The organism is Streptomyces lomondensis, assembly GCF_014651035.1.
Classification (GTDB): domain Bacteria; phylum Actinomycetota; class Actinomycetes; order Streptomycetales; family Streptomycetaceae; genus Streptomyces; species Streptomyces lomondensis.
In genome coordinates, this window is the sequence record NZ_BMWC01000007.1 from 68559 (window position 1) to 87741 (window position 19183).

Annotated in this window: 20 protein-coding genes; 7 read left to right on the forward strand and 13 right to left on the reverse strand. The window is 71.0% G+C overall.

Features of this window, described 5'->3' with window-relative positions:
* Positions 1 to 46: 46 nt before the first annotated feature.
* From tilS to dacB, 3 genes are all read right to left on the reverse strand, one after another.
* Positions 47 to 1084, reverse strand: a complete 1038-nt coding sequence (gene tilS / locus IE255_RS23350; protein ID WP_190052333.1) for a tRNA lysidine(34) synthetase TilS — start codon at positions 1082 to 1084, stop codon at positions 47 to 49.
* Positions 1085 to 1280: 196 nt separating this feature from the next.
* Positions 1281 to 2408, reverse strand: coding sequence for an Rv3626c family coenzyme F420 biosynthesis-associated protein (locus IE255_RS23355; protein WP_190052334.1), 1128 nt, complete (start codon positions 2406 to 2408; stop codon positions 1281 to 1283).
* Positions 2409 to 2646: 238 nt separating this feature from the next.
* Entirely contained in the window at positions 2647 to 4224 is a 1578-nt protein-coding gene (gene dacB, locus IE255_RS23360) for a D-alanyl-D-alanine carboxypeptidase/D-alanyl-D-alanine endopeptidase (RefSeq protein ID WP_190052335.1), read from the reverse strand.
* Positions 4225 to 4303: 79 nt separating this feature from the next.
* On the opposite strand from dacB, the gene IE255_RS23365 reads away from it, so the two are divergent.
* Both IE255_RS23365 and IE255_RS23370 read left to right on the forward strand, forming a co-directional pair.
* Entirely contained in the window at positions 4304 to 4795 is a 492-nt protein-coding gene (locus IE255_RS23365; RefSeq protein ID WP_031115900.1) for an inorganic diphosphatase, read from the forward strand.
* A 121-nt stretch (positions 4796 to 4916) separates the two neighbouring features.
* Positions 4917 to 6614, forward strand: coding sequence for a threonine/serine exporter family protein (locus IE255_RS23370; protein ID WP_190052602.1), 1698 nt, complete (start codon positions 4917 to 4919; stop codon positions 6612 to 6614).
* A 100-nt stretch (positions 6615 to 6714) separates the two neighbouring features.
* Here IE255_RS23370 and IE255_RS23375 read toward each other — a convergent pair whose 3' ends face one another.
* Positions 6715 to 7587, reverse strand: a complete 873-nt coding sequence (locus tag IE255_RS23375) for a DedA family protein (RefSeq protein WP_190052336.1) — start codon at positions 7585 to 7587, stop codon at positions 6715 to 6717.
* Positions 7588 to 7721: 134 nt separating this feature from the next.
* Here IE255_RS23375 and IE255_RS23380 point away from each other — a divergent pair, with 134 nt between their 5' ends.
* The 3 genes from IE255_RS23380 (at position 7722) to gad (ending at position 10885) form a co-directional block, all read left to right on the forward strand.
* Positions 7722 to 8087 (forward strand): YbjQ family protein, encoded by a 366-nt coding sequence (locus IE255_RS23380; RefSeq protein WP_190052337.1) that lies wholly within the window; start codon positions 7722 to 7724, stop codon positions 8085 to 8087.
* Positions 8088 to 8155: 68 nt separating this feature from the next.
* Positions 8156 to 9442 carry an ion channel protein gene (locus IE255_RS23385; RefSeq protein ID WP_190052338.1) on the forward strand — a complete coding sequence of 429 codons (1287 nt, stop codon included), beginning with the start codon at positions 8156 to 8158 and terminating at the stop codon, positions 9440 to 9442.
* 36 nt (positions 9443 to 9478) lie between these two features.
* Positions 9479 to 10885, forward strand: coding sequence for a glutamate decarboxylase (gene gad, locus IE255_RS23390; protein WP_190052339.1), 1407 nt, complete (start codon positions 9479 to 9481; stop codon positions 10883 to 10885).
* Here gad and IE255_RS23395 read toward each other — a convergent pair.
* From IE255_RS23395 to IE255_RS23420, 6 genes are all read right to left on the reverse strand, one after another.
* Entirely contained in the window at positions 10882 to 11643 is a 762-nt protein-coding gene (locus tag IE255_RS23395) for an ABC transporter permease (protein WP_190052340.1), read from the reverse strand. The two genes, gad and IE255_RS23395, sit on opposite strands and share 4 nt — an antisense overlap.
* Complete coding sequence (locus tag IE255_RS23400; RefSeq protein WP_190052341.1) at positions 11640 to 12590, reverse strand: ATP-binding cassette domain-containing protein; 951 nt, start codon at positions 12588 to 12590, stop codon at positions 11640 to 11642. Before IE255_RS23400 ends, IE255_RS23395 begins: the two co-directional genes overlap by 4 nt.
* A 73-nt stretch (positions 12591 to 12663) precedes the next feature.
* Complete coding sequence (locus IE255_RS23405) at positions 12664 to 13305, reverse strand: PadR family transcriptional regulator (RefSeq protein ID WP_190052342.1); 642 nt, start codon at positions 13303 to 13305, stop codon at positions 12664 to 12666.
* Between the two features lie 10 nt (positions 13306 to 13315).
* Entirely contained in the window at positions 13316 to 13867 is a 552-nt protein-coding gene (locus IE255_RS23410) for a DinB family protein (RefSeq protein ID WP_190052343.1), read from the reverse strand.
* 68 nt (positions 13868 to 13935) lie between these two features.
* A complete protein-coding gene (locus IE255_RS23415) occupies positions 13936 to 14163 on the reverse strand; it encodes a DUF397 domain-containing protein (RefSeq protein ID WP_190052344.1) in 228 nt (75 codons plus the stop codon).
* A complete protein-coding gene (locus IE255_RS23420; RefSeq protein ID WP_190052345.1) occupies positions 14156 to 14953 on the reverse strand; it encodes a helix-turn-helix domain-containing protein in 798 nt (265 codons plus the stop codon). Before IE255_RS23420 ends, IE255_RS23415 begins: the two co-directional genes overlap by 8 nt.
* 266 nt (positions 14954 to 15219) lie before the next feature.
* Between IE255_RS23420 and IE255_RS23425 the strand changes: the two genes are divergently transcribed.
* Positions 15220 to 15498: a hypothetical protein gene (locus tag IE255_RS23425; RefSeq protein WP_190052346.1), complete on the forward strand. Its 279-nt coding sequence runs from the start codon at positions 15220 to 15222 to the stop codon at positions 15496 to 15498.
* Positions 15499 to 15523: 25 nt separating this feature from the next.
* Here IE255_RS23425 and IE255_RS23430 read toward each other — a convergent pair whose 3' ends face one another.
* Both IE255_RS23430 and IE255_RS23435 read right to left on the reverse strand, forming a co-directional pair.
* Positions 15524 to 16987, reverse strand: coding sequence for an aldehyde dehydrogenase family protein (locus tag IE255_RS23430; RefSeq protein WP_190052347.1), 1464 nt, complete (start codon positions 16985 to 16987; stop codon positions 15524 to 15526).
* Positions 16988 to 17059: 72 nt separating this feature from the next.
* Positions 17060 to 17896: a Sco1979 family transcriptional regulator gene (locus IE255_RS23435; protein WP_505016477.1), complete on the reverse strand. Its 837-nt coding sequence runs from the start codon at positions 17894 to 17896 to the stop codon at positions 17060 to 17062.
* Positions 17897 to 18248: 352 nt separating this feature from the next.
* On the opposite strand from IE255_RS23435, the gene IE255_RS23440 reads away from it, so the two are divergent.
* Positions 18249 to 18743, forward strand: a complete 495-nt coding sequence (locus IE255_RS23440) for an ATP-binding protein (protein ID WP_308280877.1) — start codon at positions 18249 to 18251, stop codon at positions 18741 to 18743.
* A 90-nt stretch (positions 18744 to 18833) separates the two neighbouring features.
* Here the strand turns inward: IE255_RS23440 and IE255_RS23445 are convergent, their stop codons facing one another.
* Positions 18834 to 19052: a DUF397 domain-containing protein gene (locus IE255_RS23445; RefSeq protein ID WP_050810297.1), complete on the reverse strand. Its 219-nt coding sequence runs from the start codon at positions 19050 to 19052 to the stop codon at positions 18834 to 18836.
* Positions 19053 to 19183: the final 131 nt, after the last annotated feature.

The window sequence follows — 19183 nt, forward strand, 5'->3', positions numbered from 1 at the left end:
CCACCGGCCGATCGGCCCCTCCTCCGACTGCTCGGAGGGGTCGGATTCAGCCTTGCCGAATCACCAGTCTGCCACCCTGCCGCCGGGCCACGACCTTGCCGGGGAGGTTGATGGCTCCCTGACCGCGCCAGCCGGTGATGAGCCGGTCGACTTCCTCGATGTGGCGGGCGAACAGCGATCCGGCGGGAGCACCGGCCGCGATGGCGGCCCGGCGCAGGATGCGGCGGCGTACGGCGGGCGGCAGGGCGTAGAGCTTGGCGCACTCCAGCAGCCCGGCGGCGTCGCGGACGGTGGCCTCGGCCTGGGCGGCCCAGGCGTCGAGGGCGTCGGCGTCGTCGCGGGACAGCTGGGCCGTACGGGCGAGGGCCTCGACGACGCCCTTGCCGAGGGCCTTCTCCAGGGCGGGCAGGCCCTCGTGGCGCAGCCGGGAGCGGGTGTAGGCCGGGTCGGCGTTGTGGGGGTCGTCCCAGACGGGCAGGGACTGGACCATGCAGGCCTTGCGGGCGGTCTGCCGGTCGAGTTCCAGGAAGGGACGGCGGTAACGGCCGCCGGCCCCCGAGACCGCGGCCATGCCGGACAGGGAGCGGATGCCGGAGCCCCGGGCGAGGCCCAACAGGACGGTTTCGGCCTGGTCGTCGCGGGTGTGGCCGAGCAGGACCGCCGCGGCGCCGTGGCGTTCGGCCGCGGTGTCCAGTGCGGCGTAGCGGGCGTCGCGGGCGGCGGCTTCGGGCCCGCCGGCGCGGCCGACGGTGACGGCGACGGAGTCGACGGGGTCGAGGCCGAGTTCACGCAGGCGCTGGACGACCTCCGCGGCGCGTACGTCGGAGCCGGGCTGGAGGCCGTGGTCGACGGTCACGCCGCCGGCTCTGATGCCGAGTTTGGGGGACTCGAAGGCGAGGGCGGAGGCGAGGGCCATGGAGTCGGCGCCGCCGGAGCATGCCACGAGCACGAGCGGCGGGGGCGGCGGCTCGTGCGTGGGGGCGTGCGGGACCGCGGCGGGGGCGCGGTGGTGTTCGGTGAGGAGGTCGTGGAGGACGCGGCGTACCGCCAGGCGTATCGCCGCGACCGCAGGATGGGGACCCATGTCCGGTTCCCTTCATGAAGTTTTCGGGGGGTGGACCCGCGTGTCCGTCACGCAGAGTGTGTAGATGGTGACAGAACCGGGCCGTTCCCCGAGCATTGCACGCCTACCCCTGCCCCACGGTCCCTCGGACGGGTGATTGGAGGGGCGTTCGCCTGCCGTCGACCGGTTTCCTTTCACGACCTTCCCGCGATGTTCACTACTCGGCCCTGCGGTGCACCCGCGCGATCCAGTCCGCCGGTTTGGAGATCTCCGTCTTGGTGGGGAGGGTGTTGGGCGAGGTCCACACGCGGTTGAAGCCGTCCATGCCGACCTCGTCGACGACGGCCCGTACGAAGCGTTCGCCGTCCCGGTACTGGCGGAGCTTGGCGTCCAGGCCGAGCAGCTTGCGCAGGGCGAGGTCCAGGCGGGAGGCGCCCTTGGCGCGGCGCTGCTGGAACTTCTCGCGGATCTCGCCGACGGTCGGTACGACGGCCGGGCCGACGCCGTCCATCACGAAGTCGGCGTGGCCCTCCAGCAGGGACATCACGGCCGTGAGGCGGCCGAGGATCTCGCGCTGGGCGGGGGTCTGCACGATCTCCACCAGGGAGCGGCCGCCGTCGTCCTCCTCGCCCTCGGGGCGGCCCCCGGCGAGGCTCTGGGCGGCTTCCCGGACGCGTTCCAGGACGGTCATGGGGTCGACGTCGGTCTCCCCCAGGAACGACTGGATTTCACCCTCCAGGTGGTCCCGCAGCCAGGGCACGGCGGTGAACTGCGTGCGGTGGGTCTCCTCGTGGAGGCACACCCAGAGGCGGAAGTCGTGGGGGTCGACGTCGAGTTCGCGCTCGACGTGGACGATGTTCGGGGCGACGAGCAGGAGCCGGCCGCCGCCGTTCTCCCCGGCGGGCAGTTCGCGGCTGGCGGGGGCGAAGGTCTCGTACTGGCCGAGGACGCGGGAGGCCAGGAAGGACAGCAGCATGCCGAGCTCGACGCCGGTGACCTTGCCGCCGACGGCGCCCATGACCGCGCTGCCGGGGGTGCTGCCGCGCCGTTCCTGCATCTTGTCGAGCAGGGGGCGCAGGAGCTCCCGGAACCCGGCGACGTTCGCGCGGATCCAGCCCGGGCGGTCGACGACGAGGACGGGGGTGTCGTGGCCCTCCTCGGTGCCGAGCCGGGTGAAGCCGCGGACGTGTTCCTCCGAGGCCTTGGCGTGCCGGCGCAGTTCCGCGACGACGGCCCTCGCCTCCTCGCGACTGACCTCGGGGCCCGGCCGCACGAGCCGGGTCGCGGTCGCCACCGCGAGGTTCCAGTCGACCATGCCGGTTGAAGCACCACCGATGCTCGTCATGCGTCAACCGTACGTGAGCGCTGGCCGCTGGGGCAGGGCGGCGAGAGTTGGGTAGCGCCGGGTCCGTTTTCAGGTGCCGGCGTTACGGCTGGCGTGCTGGGGTCGGTAGGGGCCGGGGTTTCTTGGCCGGTACTCGGCGTTGGTGGCCGTGCCCACCCGTTCCGCCCCAGCGGAACGACTGCCCACGGCCAGGACGGATCGGCTGCCGGCCAAGGGGCGGCAGCCGGCCCGGATCGGGTTACCGGCAGCCGCACGCCGCCAGTGTCGTCGCCACCTTGTCCAGCGCCTTCTGGGTCGCCGCCGCGTTTCTCGGGTCCGTGTTCGTGGCCATGAAGGCGAAGGCCAACAGGCGGCCGTCCTGGTCGACCAGGGTGCCCGCGAGGGTGTGCACGCCGGTGAGGGTGCCGGTCTTGGCGCGGACGACGCCGGCTGCTCCGTCCGTGTAGCGGCTGGTCAGGGTGCCGGTGAAGCCGGCGACCGGGAGGCCGGTGAGGGCCGGGCGGAGCTCGGGGTGGGACGGGTCGGCCGCCTTCGCGAGGAGGGCCGTGAGGAGGTCCGGTGTCAGTCGGTCGGCGCGGTCGAGGCCGCTGCCGTCCTTGAAGGCGGCGCCCTTGAGGGGCAGGCCGAGCTTGCGCAGCTGGGAGCTGATCGCCTTGTCCGCGCCGGCGAAGTCGGCCCGGTGGCCCGTCGCGACGGCCGTCTGGCGGGCGAGGGCCTCGGCGATGTCGTTGTCGCTGTTGGTCAGCATGCGTTCGACGAGGGCCGACAGCGGGGGCGAGGAGACCGCGGCGAGGGTCTCGGCCCGGGTCGTGGCCTTGGACGGGCCGGGGGCCGTGGTCTTGATGCCGTGGGACTTCAGCAGGTCGCCGAACTGGCGGGCCGCGTCGTCCGCCGGGTCGGTGACGCGGGTGACCGGGCCGCTGGTGGAGTCGTCCGTGCGGCCCTCGTCAGCCATCAGGGGGCTGACGAGGGCGAGATTCGGGTTGACCCCGATCGGGTGCATTCGGGCGCCCGTGTAGAGGGTCGTGTCGTAGGAGAGCGTCACCTCGCGCACGCCCCGCTCGGCGAGGGCGGCGGCCGTCTCGGCGGCCAGCGTGCGCAGGCTCGCCGAGCCGTCGGCAGCCTCCCGGGCCGTGAGGGTGGGGTCGCCGCCGCCGACCAGGACGACTTCCTTGGTGTCGGGTTCCAGCGCGGCGCGGGTGGTGAGGCGGTGGTCGGCGCCCATCGCGGACAGCGCGGCGACGGCCGTGGCGATCTTCGTCGTGGAGGCCGGGGTGAGCGCGGCGTCCGAGTGCGTGCCGTACAGGCGCCTGCCGGTGGTGACGTCGACGACCGCCGCGGCGGGCCGGGGGCCGAGCGCCGGGTCCTTCAGCAGGGGCGTGAGGATCTTGGCGAGAGCCTTGCCGTCCGGGGCGGACTTCACGGTGCTGACACCGCCGAGTCCGGTCAGCACGGGTCCGGCGCTGGGGGCGGGCCGGGGCCGGCCGGGCGCGCCGGAGGTGCCGCCGTGATCTGTGCCACCCGCGCGGTCCAGGGCCACTGCCCGGTCCCGCTCGGCCGTACGCTGACCCGAGGAGTCCCAGGGACCGGCGGCGGTCACCACACCTGCGGCCAGCGCGAGACCGGCGGTGGTCGCGCCCGCGGTGTACTGCCAGGTCTTCGACCGCGCGACCTGCGGTTTCCCGGCCCGTGCGAGCCGTGCGACGCGCGGCTTCGCGGCCGCGGCGACCCGGGCCAGGCGCGGTCGTACGGCACCCGCGAGCCGCACCACGTGCGGTCTCGCGGCCCGCCAAGGCCTCAGCTCTGGCACGACCACCAGCCCCTTTCGCGATCACACACCTGCGTGAGGGACACTTAACCACCAGAACTATGTGTTGATCATGGAGGAGCCACCGGTGGAGTTCGACGTCACGATCGAGATTCCGAAGGGTTCGCGCAACAAGTACGAGGTGGACCACGAGACCGGTCGTATCCGCCTGGACCGGCGACTCTTCACCTCGACCGCCTACCCGACCGACTACGGCTTCGTCGAGAACACCCTCGGCGAGGACGGCGACCCGCTGGACGCGCTCGTCATCCTCGACGAGCCGACCTTCCCGGGCTGCCTCATCAAGTGCCGCGCCATCGGCATGTTCCGCATGACGGACGAGGCCGGCGGCGACGACAAGCTGCTGTGCGTGCCGGCGACGGACCCGCGCGTGGAGCACCTGCGCGACATCCACCACGTGTCGGAGTTCGACCGCCTGGAGATCCAGCACTTCTTCGAGGTCTACAAGGACCTGGAGCCCGGCAAGTCGGTCGAGGGCGCCAACTGGGTGGGCCGTACGGACGCCGAGGCCGAGATCGAGCGGTCCTACAAGCGCTTCAAGGAGCAGGGCGGTCACTGACCCCTGTTCGCTGCGATGCCCACGGGTCGCACGCGTACGCGTGCGACCCGTTCGTCCGTAGGTGCGCATACTGACGCTGGGGGGTACAGAGGCTGACGTGTCGTACAGGGAGCGCCAGGCAGTGACGGACGCGGTGGACCGCAAGCCGAAGTCGGACGAGGCGAGGAGTGCGTTCCTGCCCCCGTCCGGGGCCGTCGTCGACGGGGACATGTCGACGACGTCGGAGTTCGCGATCCCCGAGGGCCTGGCCGTCCCCCGGCCTGCCGGTACGGAGTCGGAGACCACGTCCGAGTTCGCCCTGCCGCAGGGGCTGGACGTCCCGCAGGCGCCCACGGCGGAGCCGGAGGGGTCGGCGTTCACGCCGCCGAGCACCTACAGCGCGAAGCACGCCCCGTCGGCCTTCACGCCGCCGAGCGGGATCCCCGTGGTCAGCCTGACCAAGGACGTGCCCTGGCAGGACCGGATGCGCACCATGCTGCGCATGCCGGTGGCGGAGCGGCCGGCGCCGGAGGCGATCCAGCGCGGCGGCGACGAGACGGGGCCCGCGGTGCCGCGCGTGCTCGACCTGACGCTGCGTATCGGCGAGTTGCTGCTGGCGGGCGGCGAGGGCGCCGAGGACGTGGAGACGGCGATGTTCGCCGTCTGCCGGTCCTACGGCCTGGACCGCTGCGAGCCCAACGTCACCTTCACGCTGCTGGCGATCTCCTACCAGCCGTCGCTGGTCGACGACCCGGTCACGGCGTCGCGGACCGTGCGCCGCCGGGGCACCGACTACACGCGGCTGGCGGCCGTGTACCAGCTGGTGGACGACCTCAGCGACGACGAGACGGCGGTCTCCCTGGAGGAGGCCTACCGGCGGCTCGCGGAGATCCGCCGCAACCGGCACCCCTACCCCGGCTGGGCGCTGACCGGCGCGAGCGGGCTGCTGGCGGGTGCGGCCTCCGTGCTCGTCGGCGGTGACCTGATCGTGTTCGTCGCGGCGGCGCTCGGCGCGATGCTCGGTGACCGGCTGGCGTGGCTGTGCGCGGGGCGCGGGCTGCCGGAGTTCTACCAGTTCACGGTGGCCGCGATGCCGCCGGCCGCGATCGGGGTCGCGCTGACGCTGGGCCATGTGGATGTGAAGGCCTCCGCCGTCATCACCGGTGGGCTGTTCGCGCTGCTGCCCGGGCGGGCGCTGGTGGCGGGGGTGCAGGACGGGCTGACCGGCTTCTACATCACCGCGTCGGCGCGTCTGCTGGAGGTCCTGTACTTCTTCGTGGGCATCGTCGCGGGTGTGCTGATGGTGCTGTACTTCGGTGTGCAGCTGGGGGCCTCGCTGAACCCCGACGCGGCGCTCGGGGTGTCCGACGATCCGGTGCTGCTGATCGGTGCGTCGATGCTGTTGTCACTGGCGTTCGCGGTCCTGTTGCAGCAGGAACGTTCCACCGTGGTGTGGGTGACGCTCAACGGCGGTGTCGCGTGGATCGTGTACGGCGCGATGCACTACGCCGGGGACATCTCGCCCGTGGCGTCCACGGCGGCGGCTGCCGGGCTCGTGGGGCTGTTCGGGCAGCTGCTGTCCCGGTACCAGTTCGCTTCCGCGCTGCCCTACACGACTGCGGCCATCGGGCCCTTGCTGCCCGGTTCCGCGACGTACTTCGGGCTGTTGGCGATCGCGCAGAACGAGGTGGACGCGGGGCTGGTGTCGCTGTCGAAGGCGGTGGCCCTGGCCATGGCCATCGCCATCGGGGTGAATCTGGGGTCCGAGATCTCGCGGATGTTCCTGCGGATCGGGTCTGCGGAGAAGCGGCGAGCAGCGAAGCGTACGCGCGGGTTCTGACGCCGGGTGCCTACGGGGGTGCGGGGTTCTGTGCGACGGCGGCCACACGTCGTCCGTGGCTTGCCGCGCAGTTCCCCGCGCCCCCAAGAAACAGGGCGGTTCAGTAACCGCCGTTGTACGGCTGCTGGCCGCCGCCGGTCTGCTGTGAAGAGCCGTAGCCGGGGGCCTGGGGGTACTGGCCGTAGTACTGCTGGTCGTTGTAGCCGTTCTGGTTGCCGTACTGGTTGCCGTACTGGGGCTGCTGCGGCTGCTGGTGAGGCGGCTGGTCGTCCGGGGTGATGCGGCGGAGCTGGGTCGTCGCGTCGTCCATGACCGGCGGGTGGGGCTGGGCGGCCGGGGCCTGGGCCGCGGCGCGCTTCTTCTTCGAGCGGTCGCGCAGGTACTCGACGATGATCGGGACGACCGAGAGCAGGACGATCAGGACGAGGATCGCCTCGACGTTCTTCTTGATGAAGTCGATCTGGCCGAGCCAGTAGCCCGCGAGGGTGACGCCGGTGCCCCAGGCGATGCCGCCGATGACGTTGTACGTGAAGAACGTGCGGTACTTCATGCGGCCGGCGCCGGCGACGATGGGGGCGAAGGTGCGCACGATCGGGACGAAGCGGGCCAGGACGATCGCCTTGGGGCCGTACTTCTCCATGAACTCGTGGGCCTTGTCCAGGTTCTCCTGTTTGAAGAGCTTGGAGTTGGGGCGGTTGAAGAGCTTCGGGCCGAGGAACTTGCCGATCATGTAGCCCACTTGGTCGCCGACGACGGCGGCGATCACGATGAGCGTGCACACCAGCCACAGGGGCTGGGTGATGTAGGTGCCCTCGGCGACGAAGAGACCCGCCGTGAACAGCAGGGAGTCACCGGGGAGGAACGCGAAGAGTCCGGACTCGGCGAAGACGATGAGCAGGATGCCGGGCAGGCTGAACGTCGAGATCAGGTAGTCCGGGCTGAGCCACTCGGGGCCGAGCGCAAGCGTGGTCACGGGAATGTGGCTCCTGCTGCTGGGGGTACGGGCTGGGGCTGACTGCCTCAAAGTATCAACGCGGCCGTCACGACCCAGGTTCCATGGGGGTACCCAGGATGCACTGTGGGTCCTCCCGGAGAAAGCTGAGAAGCATGAGCATCGACGAATACGGCGGCGGACAGGGCCCTCAGCCCGATGTGCTGGTCGTCACCACGAACGACGTACCCGGCTACCGCGTGCAGGAGGTTCTCGGCGAGGTCTTCGGCCTGACCGTGCGCTCCCGGCACCTGGGGAGCCAGATCGGCGCCGGGCTGAAGTCGATGGTCGGCGGTGAGCTGCGCGGGCTCACCAAGACGCTCGTGCAGACCCGCAACCAGGCCATGGAGCGACTCGTCGAGCAGGCACGCGCGCGTGGCGCCAACGGCGTGCTGGCGTTCCGCTTCGACGTGACGGCGGCGGCGGACGTGGGCACCGAGGTGTGCGCGTACGGCACGGCGGTGGTCCTGGTCCGAGAATGAGACCCCGGCCCATGTGAGGTGCAAGCGTGTTTCCCGTTTGTGCCGTTTGATCCCTTTATCGTGTGCCCGTGGTCCAGGACACCGAGCAGCAGGCGCCCTCCGTCACCCCTGCGACCCCCGCGCGCGTGCTGCTGCCGTCGGTCCTGCCCGCCGTGGCCGTCGGGGTGCTCTCCAGCCTGATCCTGGTGGGGGTGAGCGTCGCCGCCGAGGAGCTCCAGGGCGTGCTGTGGCGGACCGTGCCGGACGCGCTGGGCGTCGGCCGGTACTCCGTGGCGTGGATGTCCGTGGTGCTCGTGGCGACCGGTGTCGCGGTCGGGCTGGTGGTGTGGAAGGTGCCGGGGCACGCGGGGCCCGATCCGGCCACCCTCGGCCTGGACGCCCCCGTCCTGCCGCCCGTGGTGCTGCCGGGGCTGCTGCTGGCGACCGCGCTGATGCTGGCCGGCGGGCCCAGCCTGGGCCCGGAGAACCCGATCATCGCCGTGAACGTCGGCCTGGCGGTCTGGCTGGGCGGCCGGGCCCTGCCCCGCGCCCCGGGCCGGATGTGGCCGGCCCTCGCGGAGGCGGCCACCATCGGCGCCCTCTTCGGCACGCCCGTGGCCGCCGCCCTGGTGATCTCCGAGGCGCTGGCCCGGCGGGAGACGCGCGGGCTGCTGTGGGACAACCTCTTCGCGCCGCTGACCGCCGCGGCGGCCGGTGCCCTGACCGCCACCCTCGTCGACCGCCCGAGCTTCGACCTGGACCTGCCGTCCTTCGGGCGGCCGGGCTGGCCCGACCTGCTGGCGGCGCTCGTGGTGGCCTCGGCGGGCGCGCTGCTCGGCCTGTGCGCCGTGCGCTCCTTCCCGTACGTCCACGGGGCCTTCGCCCGGCTGCGGCACCCGATGCTGATGCTCCCGGCCGGCGGGGCCGTGCTGGGCGCGCTCGCGGCCGTGGGCGGCCATCTGACGCTGTTCAAGGGGCTCGACGAGATCGCCGAGCTGGCGCACGACCCGGACGCGCGCTCGGCCGGGGAGTTCGCCGTCCTGACGGTCGTGAAGCTGGCCGCGCTGGTGGTCGCCGCCTCCTGCGGGTTCCGCGGCGGGCGCATCTTCCCGGCCGTGTTCGCCGGCACCGCCCTCGGCCTGTGCGCGCACGCCCTGGTGTCCGGGGTGCACCCGTCGGTGGGGGTGGCGGCCGGGGTGCTCGGGATGCTGCTGGCCATCACCCGGCAGGGCTGGGTGAGCCTGTTCGTCGCCGCGGTGCTGGTCGCCTCGCCGGGGATCCTCGCCCTGCTCTGCATCGCCTCGCTGCCGGCCTGGCTGCTGGTGACGGGCCGGGCGCAGATGCAGCTGCGCCCGGACGGCACGCCGGTCCGATGACGCCACCCCGTCCGCACCCACCCCTGGAGGCACCCCTTGCCGCTCCACGAAGGCCCCCGCCGGCCCGGCGAACACCGCATGTCCGTGAACCCCTTCTACGGCCCCGCCAACCCGGTCGGCGACATGGCCGAGGCCCCGCCCACGCACCGGCTACCGGACCGGCCGATGGCCCCGGCGACCGCCCACCAGCTGGTGCGCGACGAGCTGATGCTCGACGGCAACGCCCGGCTCAACCTCGCCACCTTCGTCACCACCTGGATGGAGCCGGAGGCCGGGGTGCTGATGGCGGAGTGCCGGGACAAGAACATGATCGACAAGGACGAGTACCCGCGCACGGCCGAGTTGGAGCGGCGCTGCGTGGCGATGCTCGCCGACCTGTGGCACGCGCCCGACCCGGCGGCGGCCGTGGGGTGTTCGACGACCGGGTCGAGCGAGGCGTGCATGCTCGCCGGGATGGCGCTGAAGCGGCGTTGGGCGCGGCGGAACAGCGACCGGTATCCGGGGGCCCGGCCCAATCTGGTGATGGGCGTGAACGTGCAGGTCTGCTGGGAGAAGTTCTGCAATTTCTGGGAGGTGGAGGCCCGGCTGGTGCCCATGGAGGGCGAGCGGTTCCACCTGGACCCGCGGGCCGCCGCCGAGCTGTGCGACGAGAACACCATCGGGGTCGTCGGCATCCTCGGCTCCACCTTCGACGGGTCCTACGAGCCGGTCGCCGAGCTGTGCGCGGCGCTGGACGCGCTGGAGGAGCGGACCGGGCTCGACATCCCCGTGCACGTCGACGGGGCGTCCGGTGCCATGGTCGCGCCCTTCCTCGACGAGGACCTGATGTGGGACTTCCGGCTGCCGAGGGTGGCGTCCATCAACACCTCGGGGCACAAGTACGGGCTGGTCTACCCGGGCGTCGGCTGGGCGCTGTGGCGGGACGCGGACGCGCTGCCCGAGGAGCTGGTGTTCCGGGTGAACTACCTGGGCGGCGACATGCCGACGTTCGCGCTCAACTTCTCCCGGCCGGGCGCGCAGGTCGTCGCGCAGTACTACACGTTCCTGCGGCTGGGCCGGGACGGCTACCGGGCCGTTCAGCAGGCCGCGCGGGACGTGGCGACGGGGCTGGCCCGGCGGATCGAGGCGCTCGGCGACTTCCGGCTGCTGACCCGGGGCGACCAGCTGCCGGTGTTCGCCTTCACGACCGCCCCGGACGTGTCGGCGTACGACGTCTTCGACGTCTCGCGGCGGCTGCGCGAGAGCGGCTGGCTGGTGCCCGCGTACACCTTCCCGGCGAACCGGGAGGACCTGTCCGTGCTGCGGGTGGTGTGCCGCAACGGCTTCTCGGCCGACCTCGCCGAACTCCTCGCGCAGGACCTGGAACGCCTGCTGCCGGAGCTGCGCCGGCAGCCGCGCCCCTTCACCCGGGACAAGGGCGCGGCCACGAGCTTCCATCACTAGCGGCTCAGCCGCCCGAACCTCCGTACCGCCAGCGGGAAGAACACCGCCAGCAGGGCCAGGGGCCAGACGACCGCGGCCCAGACGTGCCCGGACTCCGCGCCGGGCGTGCCGAACAGGTCCCGTACGGCCGTGGCCGTGTGGGACATCGGGTTCCACTCGACGACCGTGCCCAGCCAGCCGGGCATGGACTCGGGCGTGGCCAGGGCGTTGGAGAGGAAGCCGACCGGCCAGACCAGGATCTGCACGGCCTGGACCATCTCCGGCTTCCCGGCCACCAGCGCCAGGTGGATGCCGATCCACAGCATGGCGAACCGGAACAGGAGCAGCAGGCCCACGGCGCCCAGGAAGGCCACCGGACCGCCGTGGGCCCGCCAGCCGAGGGCGGCGCCCACGCCGATGAGCACCGCCAGGGTCATCGCCGACTGGAGCATGTCGGCGGCCGAACGGCCCACCAGCACGGCACCGTTGGCCATGGGCATCGAGCGGAAGCGGTCGATCACGCCCTTGTTCAGGTCCTGCGTGACGGCGATCATCGTGCCCTCCAGGCCGAAGGCCATGGTGAGCGCGAGCATGCCGGGGATCAGGTAGTCGCGGTAGTCGCCGGCCACGCCCCGGCCGCCGCCGATGAGGTAGCCGAACATCAGCAGCAGCATCACCGGGAAGACCAGGTTGACGACCAGCTGGACCGGCTGCCGCCCCCAGCGGGCGAGTTCGCGGCGGGTCATGGTCCAGGAGTCGGTCAGGGCGTAGGTGGTCACGCGGCCTCCTTCACTCGGCGGTCGTCTCCCGTGAGGTGCAGGAACACCTCGTCCAGCGTCGGGCGGCGCAGCGCGACGTCCTCCGCCTCGATCCCGGCCTCCTGAAGGGCCCGTACGACCCCGGAGAGCGCCTCCATGCGGTCGGTCACCGGGGCGCTCAGCAGACGGCGGTCGGGGTCGACGGTGACCCCGGTGAGGGGCAGCAGGGCGACGGCGGCGCCCAGTTGGCCGGCGTCGCGCAGGACCACGTCGACGCGGTCGCCGCCGGTCTCGGACTTCAGCTCGTCCGCCGTGCCCTCGGCGATGACCCGGCCGGAGTCGACGACCGAGATGCGGTCGGCGAGCTGGTCGGCCTCCTCCAGGTACTGGGTGGTGAGCAGGACCGTCGTACCGCCGCCGACCAGGGAGCGGACGGAGTCCCACACCTCGGCGCGGCCGCGCGGGTCGAGGCCGGTGGTCGGCTCGTCCAGGAAGAGCACCTCCGGTTCGGTGATCAGGGATGCGGCGAGGTCCAGCCGGCGCCGCATGCCGCCGCTGTACTGCCGGACCGCCTTGCGGCCGGTGTCGGCCAGGCCGAAGCGCTCCAGGAGTTCACCGGCACGCGCGCGTGCCCGCCGGGCGCCCAGGTGGTGCAGGCGGCCGAACAGCTCCAGGTTCTGCCGGCCGCCGAGTTCCTCGTCGAGCGCGGCGTGCTGGCCGAGCAGGCCGATGCGCAGCCGTACGGCGTACGCCTCGCGCACCACGTCGTGCCCGGCCACCTCGATCCGGCCCGCGTCGGGCCGCAGCAGCGTGGACAGGATCCGCACCAGGGTGGTCTTGCCCGCGCCGTTCGGTCCGAGCACCCCGTGCACCGTGCCGCGCGCGACCGTCAGGTCGAGCCCGTTCAGCGCCTTCTTGCCGCCGTACCTCTTCTCCGCGCCTTCGACGGTGATCGCCGCGTCGGCCACTGCCCCTCCCTCGCTAGTCAAACTTGACTACAGGCTCGAAGGTAACCCCACCCGACACCATCGTCAAATTTGATTAGAGCGCGTCGCCGGAGTGCCGCTCCCCCGTCGTGTACGGGTTCTCCTCGTTCTCGGCCAGCACGCCGACGAACGGGTCGCCCTCGTCGGCGAAGGTGTAGGCGCCGCCCTCGATGCGCTCGATCAGACCGCGGGTCCACTCGGCCTCGGAGTCGGCCGTGTGGACCCACATGTTCATGATCTCGCCGATGTGACCGAGCTGTCCGGGCCCCTCCTCGGGCACGTAGTGCTCCAGGACGGAGGCCCGCCACTGCTCGATCCGCAGGGTGCGCTCCTTCAGCAGGGCGACCGCCTCCGCCCTCGGCAGGTGGACGACGAAGCCGACCGCCGCCGTCTTCACGTCGCCGCGCTGGTCGTAGGTGACCAGCGCCTCGCGCAGCAGCCGGAAGTACTCCTCGGTGCCCTGCTCGGTGATCTCGTACTCCGTGCGCGGCGGTCCGCCGGCCGTGGACGGGGCGATCTCGTGCGCGAGCAGCAGCCCCTGCTTCGCCATCTGCTTCAGGGCGTGGTAGATCGAGCCGGGCTTGGCGCTGGACCACTCGTGCGCGCCCCAGTACTCCAGGTCGTTGCGCACCTGGTAGCCGTGGGCGCGGCCGTGCATGCGGACCGCGCCGAGCACGAGGAGACGGATCGCTGACATGCGGTCCAGATTAGGACGCGGCCACGGCCTGCTGTTCCGCGGCCACCAGCTCGAAGGCCGTCCTGCCGTCCAGCGACTCGCGGATGATGTCGGCGTGACCGGCGTGCCGGGCCGTCTCGCGGATCAGGTGGAGGCAGAGCCAGCGCATCGAGAGCTGCTCGTCCTTCGGGTTCCAGGACGTCGCGGGCAGCTCGAAGGTGTCGTCGAGGCTGGGCACGGCGCGGATGAACGCCTCCGTCTCGGCGGCCACCTTCTCGTAGTACGCGAGCTGCGACTCCACGCTCTCGTCACCGACCAGCCGGAAGCACTCGTGCCAGTTCGACTCGTCCCGGTGGACGACCGGCGGCTCGCCCTTGGCCCGGGCGATCCAGCCCTGCTCGACCTCGGCGACGTGCTTGAGCAGCCCGGCGAGCGACAGCTCACTGGCGCTGGGCGTGCTCACGGCCTGCTCCTCGGTCAGCCCCAGCAGCGCCCGCCGGATGCCGCCGCGCTGCTCGGCGATGAAGGACAGTAGCGCTCCGCGCTCGTCGCCGCGTGCCTCCGAGGGAACGTGAGTGACCATGACCGCCGCCTTTCGTCGGGCCCGGGGGGCTCTCCCCCTGACACCGACGACGTTACGAGGGCTTGCGGTCAGGTTCTGTCCGCAACGGGCCCGTCCTTCAGCGCCGTGACGAACGACGACCACGCGGGCGCCGGGACGATCACGGCGGGGCCCTGGGGGTTCTTGGAGTCGCGGACCGGTATGCCGGTGGGGTGGTCGTCGAGGACTTCGAGGCAGTCACCGGCGTTGTTGTCGCTGTGCGAGGACTTGCGCCAGCCGCGCAGCGTGGCGGCGTTCGGGATGGTGCGCTCAGTCATGGTGTCCGTACTCCTTCGCGGTGGCCCTGAGCAGGGCCAATGAGTCCTCCAGAGGCATTGCTTGGCTCAGCGCCAGAGCGTAGCGATGCTGCAACTGCCGGACCACGGACGGGGAGTCGTGCAGCCTGCCCATGTAACCGCCCTCGGTGTACGCCAGCGGCGGTTGGTCTTCGAACCACATCAGCTTGAGCATGCTGTGCGCCAGCGGATGGTGGCCCACAGCAAACGGCAGCACATGCACCCGGATACGTCCAGCCTCCGCGAGACCAACGACGTGCATGAACTGCTCGGCCATGACATCCCCGTCGGCCACGGGGCGACGGAGCAGCGTCTCGTCCAAAAGCGCCCACATTACGGGAGTCACGGGGTCTTCGAGGATCTTTGCGCGTTCCAGGCGTGTGACAACGCGCCTGTCACACTCTTCTTCACTCACAGGGGGGAACGCCGCCCCCAGAACCGCACGCGCGTACCTTTTCGTCTGGAGGATGCCCGGGAAGTACGCCAGGGCGAACTCGTGGATGGCCACCGCCTGTTGTTCGAGTACGCGCACCCTCTCGAAGTACTCGGCGATGGATACGTCATCGTCCTGCGGCAGGAAGCTGCTCAGCACGTTTCCCGTGTTCAGGGCCATATCGAGGCGCCGCGCGTCCTCTTTCGACGGCACTCGGCGCCCCGCCTCGATATGCGCGATGTGCGAACGCGTCATGATCGCCCGGTCCGCCAACTGCTGCTGTGTCAGGCCCGCCGCCTCGCGCTGTTCCTTGAGCCAGTCGCCGTAGATCGTGCCCATCGGATCAACTCCCTTGTGACAAAAGCTCTGTCACCTGCGTCTCTCTGGCGAGGCTAGCCCGACCGGCGCCAGAGTGTGAGCGGTTCGCTACACAAAGCGAGACCGTCGGACACAGGGAGTTGATGACAGGTGAGGGTTCTGCGCGCGATCGGGTGGACCGTCCGCCATATGGGGCGTCATGTCCCGCGCCCGGTGCCGACGGCCATGCCGCCGGGGATCGGCCTCGGCTCGCTGGGCATGCCCGTGCGGGAGACGCGAGGGAAGAAGTGACGGGCGAGACCCGGCTGCTGCCCTGGACCGGCACCGGCGGCAAGCCCTGTTACCTCGTGACCGACGGAACCGGATACGCCTCCCGGGTCGCCGACACCGTCGAGAGCGTGCAGCTCGACATGGCCGGTGGTCTCCTCGACCACGCGGCCGACATGCTCGCCGACCCCGGGGCGACACCCGCGCAACTGCGGTTTCTGCTCGCCCGGATGAGCGAGGCACTCACGGACGTCCGCCGGATCGCGGAGAGCCGCGGTGCCCGCCTGCCCGAGTCGTAGAGATCAGAACGAGGTCAGAACGAGGTCAGAACGGGAACCCGCTCCGGCCGTGCTGCACCGAGATCCACTTGGTCGTCGTGAACGCGTCCAGCATCGTGTCGCCGTTGAGCCGGCCGAGCCCCGAGTGCTTCTCGCCGCCGAAGGGGACGATCGGCTCGTCGTGCACCGTGCCGTCGTTCACGTGGAACATGCCCGTGTCGATCTGCTTGGCGAAGTTCACGCCCCGCTCGATGTCACCGGTGTGGACCGCGCCGCTCAGGCCGTACGGGGTGTCGTTGACGATGCGTACGGCCTCCTCCTCGCCGTCGAACGGGACGAGGAAGGCGACCGGGCCGAAGACCTCCTGCTTCAGCAGGGCGGAGTCGGCGGGCAGGCCGGTCAGGACGGACGGCTCGACGAGGTTGTCGGTCCGGCCGCCGCGCACCAGGGCCGTGGCGCCCTCGGCGAGGGCCTGCTCGACCACGCCCGCGACGGCGTCCGCCTGCGAGGAGCTGATGACCGGGCCGATGACGGTCTCCGGGTCGCGCGGGTCACCCGCCTTGAGGGTCCTCACCTTGGCGACGAACTTCTCGGTGAACTCGTCCGAGATCGAGCGGTCGACCAGGACGCGGTTGGCGGCCATGCAGACCTGGCCCTGGTGGACGTACCGGCTGAAGACCGCCGCGTCGACCGCGTAGTCGATGTCGGCGTCGTCGAGGACCACCAGCGCGCTGTTGCCGCCCAGTTCGAGGACCGAGCGCTTGAACAGCCGGGAGCAGACGGTCGCCACATGCCGGCCGACCTGGTCGGAGCCGGTGAAGGAGATGACCTTGGGGACCGGGTGCTCGATGAAGGCGTCGCCGATCTCCGCGATGTCGGTGATGACGACGTTCAGCAGACCGCCGGGCAGCCCCGCGTCCTCGAAGATCTTCGCGACCAGGGAGCCGCCGACGATCGGCGTGCTCTGGTGCGGCTTGAGCACCACGGCGTTGCCGAGCGCGAGCGCCGGGGCGACGGACTTGAGCGACAGCAGGAAGGGGAAGTTGAAGGGGCTGATCACGCCCACGACACCGACCGGCACGCGGTAGACGCGGTTCTCCTTGCCGTCCACCGGGGAGGGGATGATCCGGCCCTCGGGGGCCAGCGCCAGATGGACCGCCTCGCGCAGGAACTCCTTGGCGAGGTGCAGCTCGAAGGCGGCCTTCAGGCGCGTGCCGCCGAGCTCGGCGACGATGGCCTCGGAGATCTCCGCCTCGCGCTCCTCGACCAGCCTCAGGGCCTTCTCGAAGACCGCGCGGCGGGCGTAGGGATTGGTCGCCGCCCACTGCTTCTGGGCCCGGGCGGCGGCCCGGTACGCCTCGTCGACCTCGCCGGCCGTGGCTATGGTGATCGACGCGAGCTTCTCGTCGTCGTACGGGTTGAAGTCGATGATGTCCCAGGAACCGGTACCCGGGCGCCACTCACCGTCGATGTACTGCTGTGCGAGGTCGGTGAAGTAGGACGTCGACATGTGATCCCTCGATCCCTGGCAGACCCTCGATCGCGCCTTCACGATCTGATCACACGTCATCGTACTTGTGGTTCAGGAGAGTTGGAGGAGTCCTCGGAGAAGGTCCCGGCTCTCGGAAGGGCCGGGGCTGTCGCTCTGGAGTTCCTTGAGGGCCTTCTCGTACTGGGCGACGTCCTCCGGCTTGTCCAGGTACAGCGCGCTGGTGAGCTGCTCCAGGTAGACGACGTCCGAGAGGTCGGACTCCGGGAAGCTGAGGATCGTGAACGCGCCGCTCTCGCCGGAGTGGCCGCCGAGGCTGAACGGCATGACCTGGAGGCGCACGTTGGGCCGCTCGGAGATCTCGATGAGGTGCTGGAGCTGGCCGCGCATCACCTCGCGGTCGCCGTACGGGCGGCGCAGGGCGGCCTCGTCCAGGATGATGTGGAAGTCGGGCGCGCTCTCGTCGACGAGGTACTTCTGCCGCTCCAGGCGCAGCGCCACGCGCCGCTCGACGTCGGCCTCGCTCGCGCCCTGCATGCCCCGCCGGACCACCGCGTGCGCGTACGCCTCGGTCTGGAGCAGGCCGTGCACGAACTGCACCTCGTAGGCCCGGATCAGCGAGGCGGCGCCCTCCAGGCCGACGTAGGTGGGGAACCAGCTGGGCAGCACGTCCGAGTAACTGTGCCACCAGCCCGCGACGTTGGCCTCCTTGGCCAGGGACAGCAGGGAGTTCCGCTCCTGCTCGTCCGTGATGCCGTACAGCGTCAGCAGGTCCTCGACGTCTCTCGTCTTGAAGCTCACCCGGCCCAACTCCATCCGGCTGATCTTCGACTCGGAGGCGCGGATCGAGTAGCCCGCCGCCTCGCGCGTGATGCCCCGCGCCTCACGCAGTCGCCTGAGTTGTGATCCGAGCAGCATGCGCCGCACCACCGATCCCGGCTCTCCCGCGCTCACGTTCGCCAGCCTCCCCAACGTCTTCAGGGGCCGAAGTCTGCCACTAAATCACTTCGAGCAGTACTCGCCCGGTTACAGAAACGGAATCGAGCCAGTGAACGCACGCGCGCGGAACCAAGAAGAGGGCAAGTGAACGACCGGAGAGGGACGAGAAGATGACGGAAAAATTGACCAACAAGCGGTACGGGACGGCCCATTCCGGTCAGCTGCACGTGCATCTGCCCTTGCATCTGCTGTACGCATCCGAAACCATGGTCCCGCACCACCGCCGCCTCGCACCGACCGCGAATTCCCGGGAGTGCCTCGCATGGGGACGAATGGATCGACCATGCTCGAGCCGTTACGGCAGGGCCTTCCGCCGCTGGATCCCGCGGCCGTGTCCGACGCCGCCTCCTGCGCTCTGCCCGCCCGCTACGAAGCGGTGCGCGAGGCACGGCGGTTCACCCGCCGGACCCTCGACCAGTGGGACATGGGCGACCGTTTCGACGACGTCTGCCTGGTGGTCTCGGAACTCGTCACCAACGCCCTGCGGCACGGCCTGCCGGCGAGCACCGTGTGCGCCACCGGTCAGGAACCCCCCGTGCGGCTGCATCTGATGCGGTGGACCGAGCGGCTGGTGTGCGCGGTACGCGATCCCAGTCATGACAGCCCCGTCGCCCGGGAGACCGACGACTTCTCGGCGGAGTCGGGCCGCGGGCTGTTCCTCGTCGACTCCTTCAGCGACAGCTGGGGCTGGCACCCGCTGGCGGGCGCGCTCAGCGGCAAGGTGGTCTGGGCGCTGTTCCGGCTGCCGCGGCCCGGATCGCGGCCGCACGGGGAATGAGAAACCGCGGCGCTTCCTCGCGCCGCGGTTCTACGCGCGTTACAGCGTTATGTACCTATGGGCCCGGATGTGCTCCGGTCCGTCCGGCCGTCAGCCGCCCACCAGGTGGTCGAACTCGCCGTCCTTCACGCCCAACAGCATCGCCTCTATCTCCGCGCGGGTGTAGACCAGCGCGGGGCCGTCGGGGAAGCGTGAGTTGCGCACGGCCACGTCGCCGCCCGGCAGCCGGGCGAACTCCACGCACGAGCCCTGCGAGTTGCTGTGCCGGCTCTTCTGCCAGGCCACACCGCGCAGCCCGGCGGCCGCCATCCCGTTGTACACGTCGTGGTCCACAGGTCGCTCCCCGATGGTGCACTGGCTGGTGTGGCCATTGATGCAGTGGTCAACTGACCCGGATCATAGCCCTGTTCATGTGCAGATGCATGGGCAGATGCACGTGC

Bases quoted from the DNA above. Each gene is read 5' to 3' on its own strand.
- tilS (WP_190052333.1), bottom strand. From the start codon at position 1,084: ATGGGTCCCCATCCTGCGGTCGCGGCGATACGCCTGGCGGTACGCCGC.
- IE255_RS23355 (WP_190052334.1), bottom strand. From the start codon at position 2,408: ATGACGAGCATCGGTGGTGCTTCAACCGGCATGGTCGACTGGAACCTC.
- IE255_RS23380 (WP_190052337.1), top strand. From the start codon at position 7,722: ATGAGCATCGACGAATACGGCGGCGGACAGGGCCCTCAGCCCGATGTG.
- IE255_RS23405 (WP_190052342.1), bottom strand. From the start codon at position 13,305: ATGTCAGCGATCCGTCTCCTCGTGCTCGGCGCGGTCCGCATGCACGGC.
- IE255_RS23410 (WP_190052343.1), bottom strand. From the start codon at position 13,867: ATGGTCACTCACGTTCCCTCGGAGGCACGCGGCGACGAGCGCGGAGCG.
- IE255_RS23415 (WP_190052344.1), bottom strand. From the start codon at position 14,163: ATGACTGAGCGCACCATCCCGAACGCCGCCACGCTGCGCGGCTGGCGC.
- IE255_RS23420 (WP_190052345.1), bottom strand. From the start codon at position 14,953: ATGGGCACGATCTACGGCGACTGGCTCAAGGAACAGCGCGAGGCGGCG.
- IE255_RS23430 (WP_190052347.1), bottom strand. From the start codon at position 16,987: ATGTCGACGTCCTACTTCACCGACCTCGCACAGCAGTACATCGACGGT.
- IE255_RS23440 (WP_308280877.1), top strand. From the start codon at position 18,249: ATGCTCGAGCCGTTACGGCAGGGCCTTCCGCCGCTGGATCCCGCGGCC.
- IE255_RS23445 (WP_050810297.1), bottom strand. From the start codon at position 19,052: ATGGCGGCCGCCGGGCTGCGCGGTGTGGCCTGGCAGAAGAGCCGGCAC.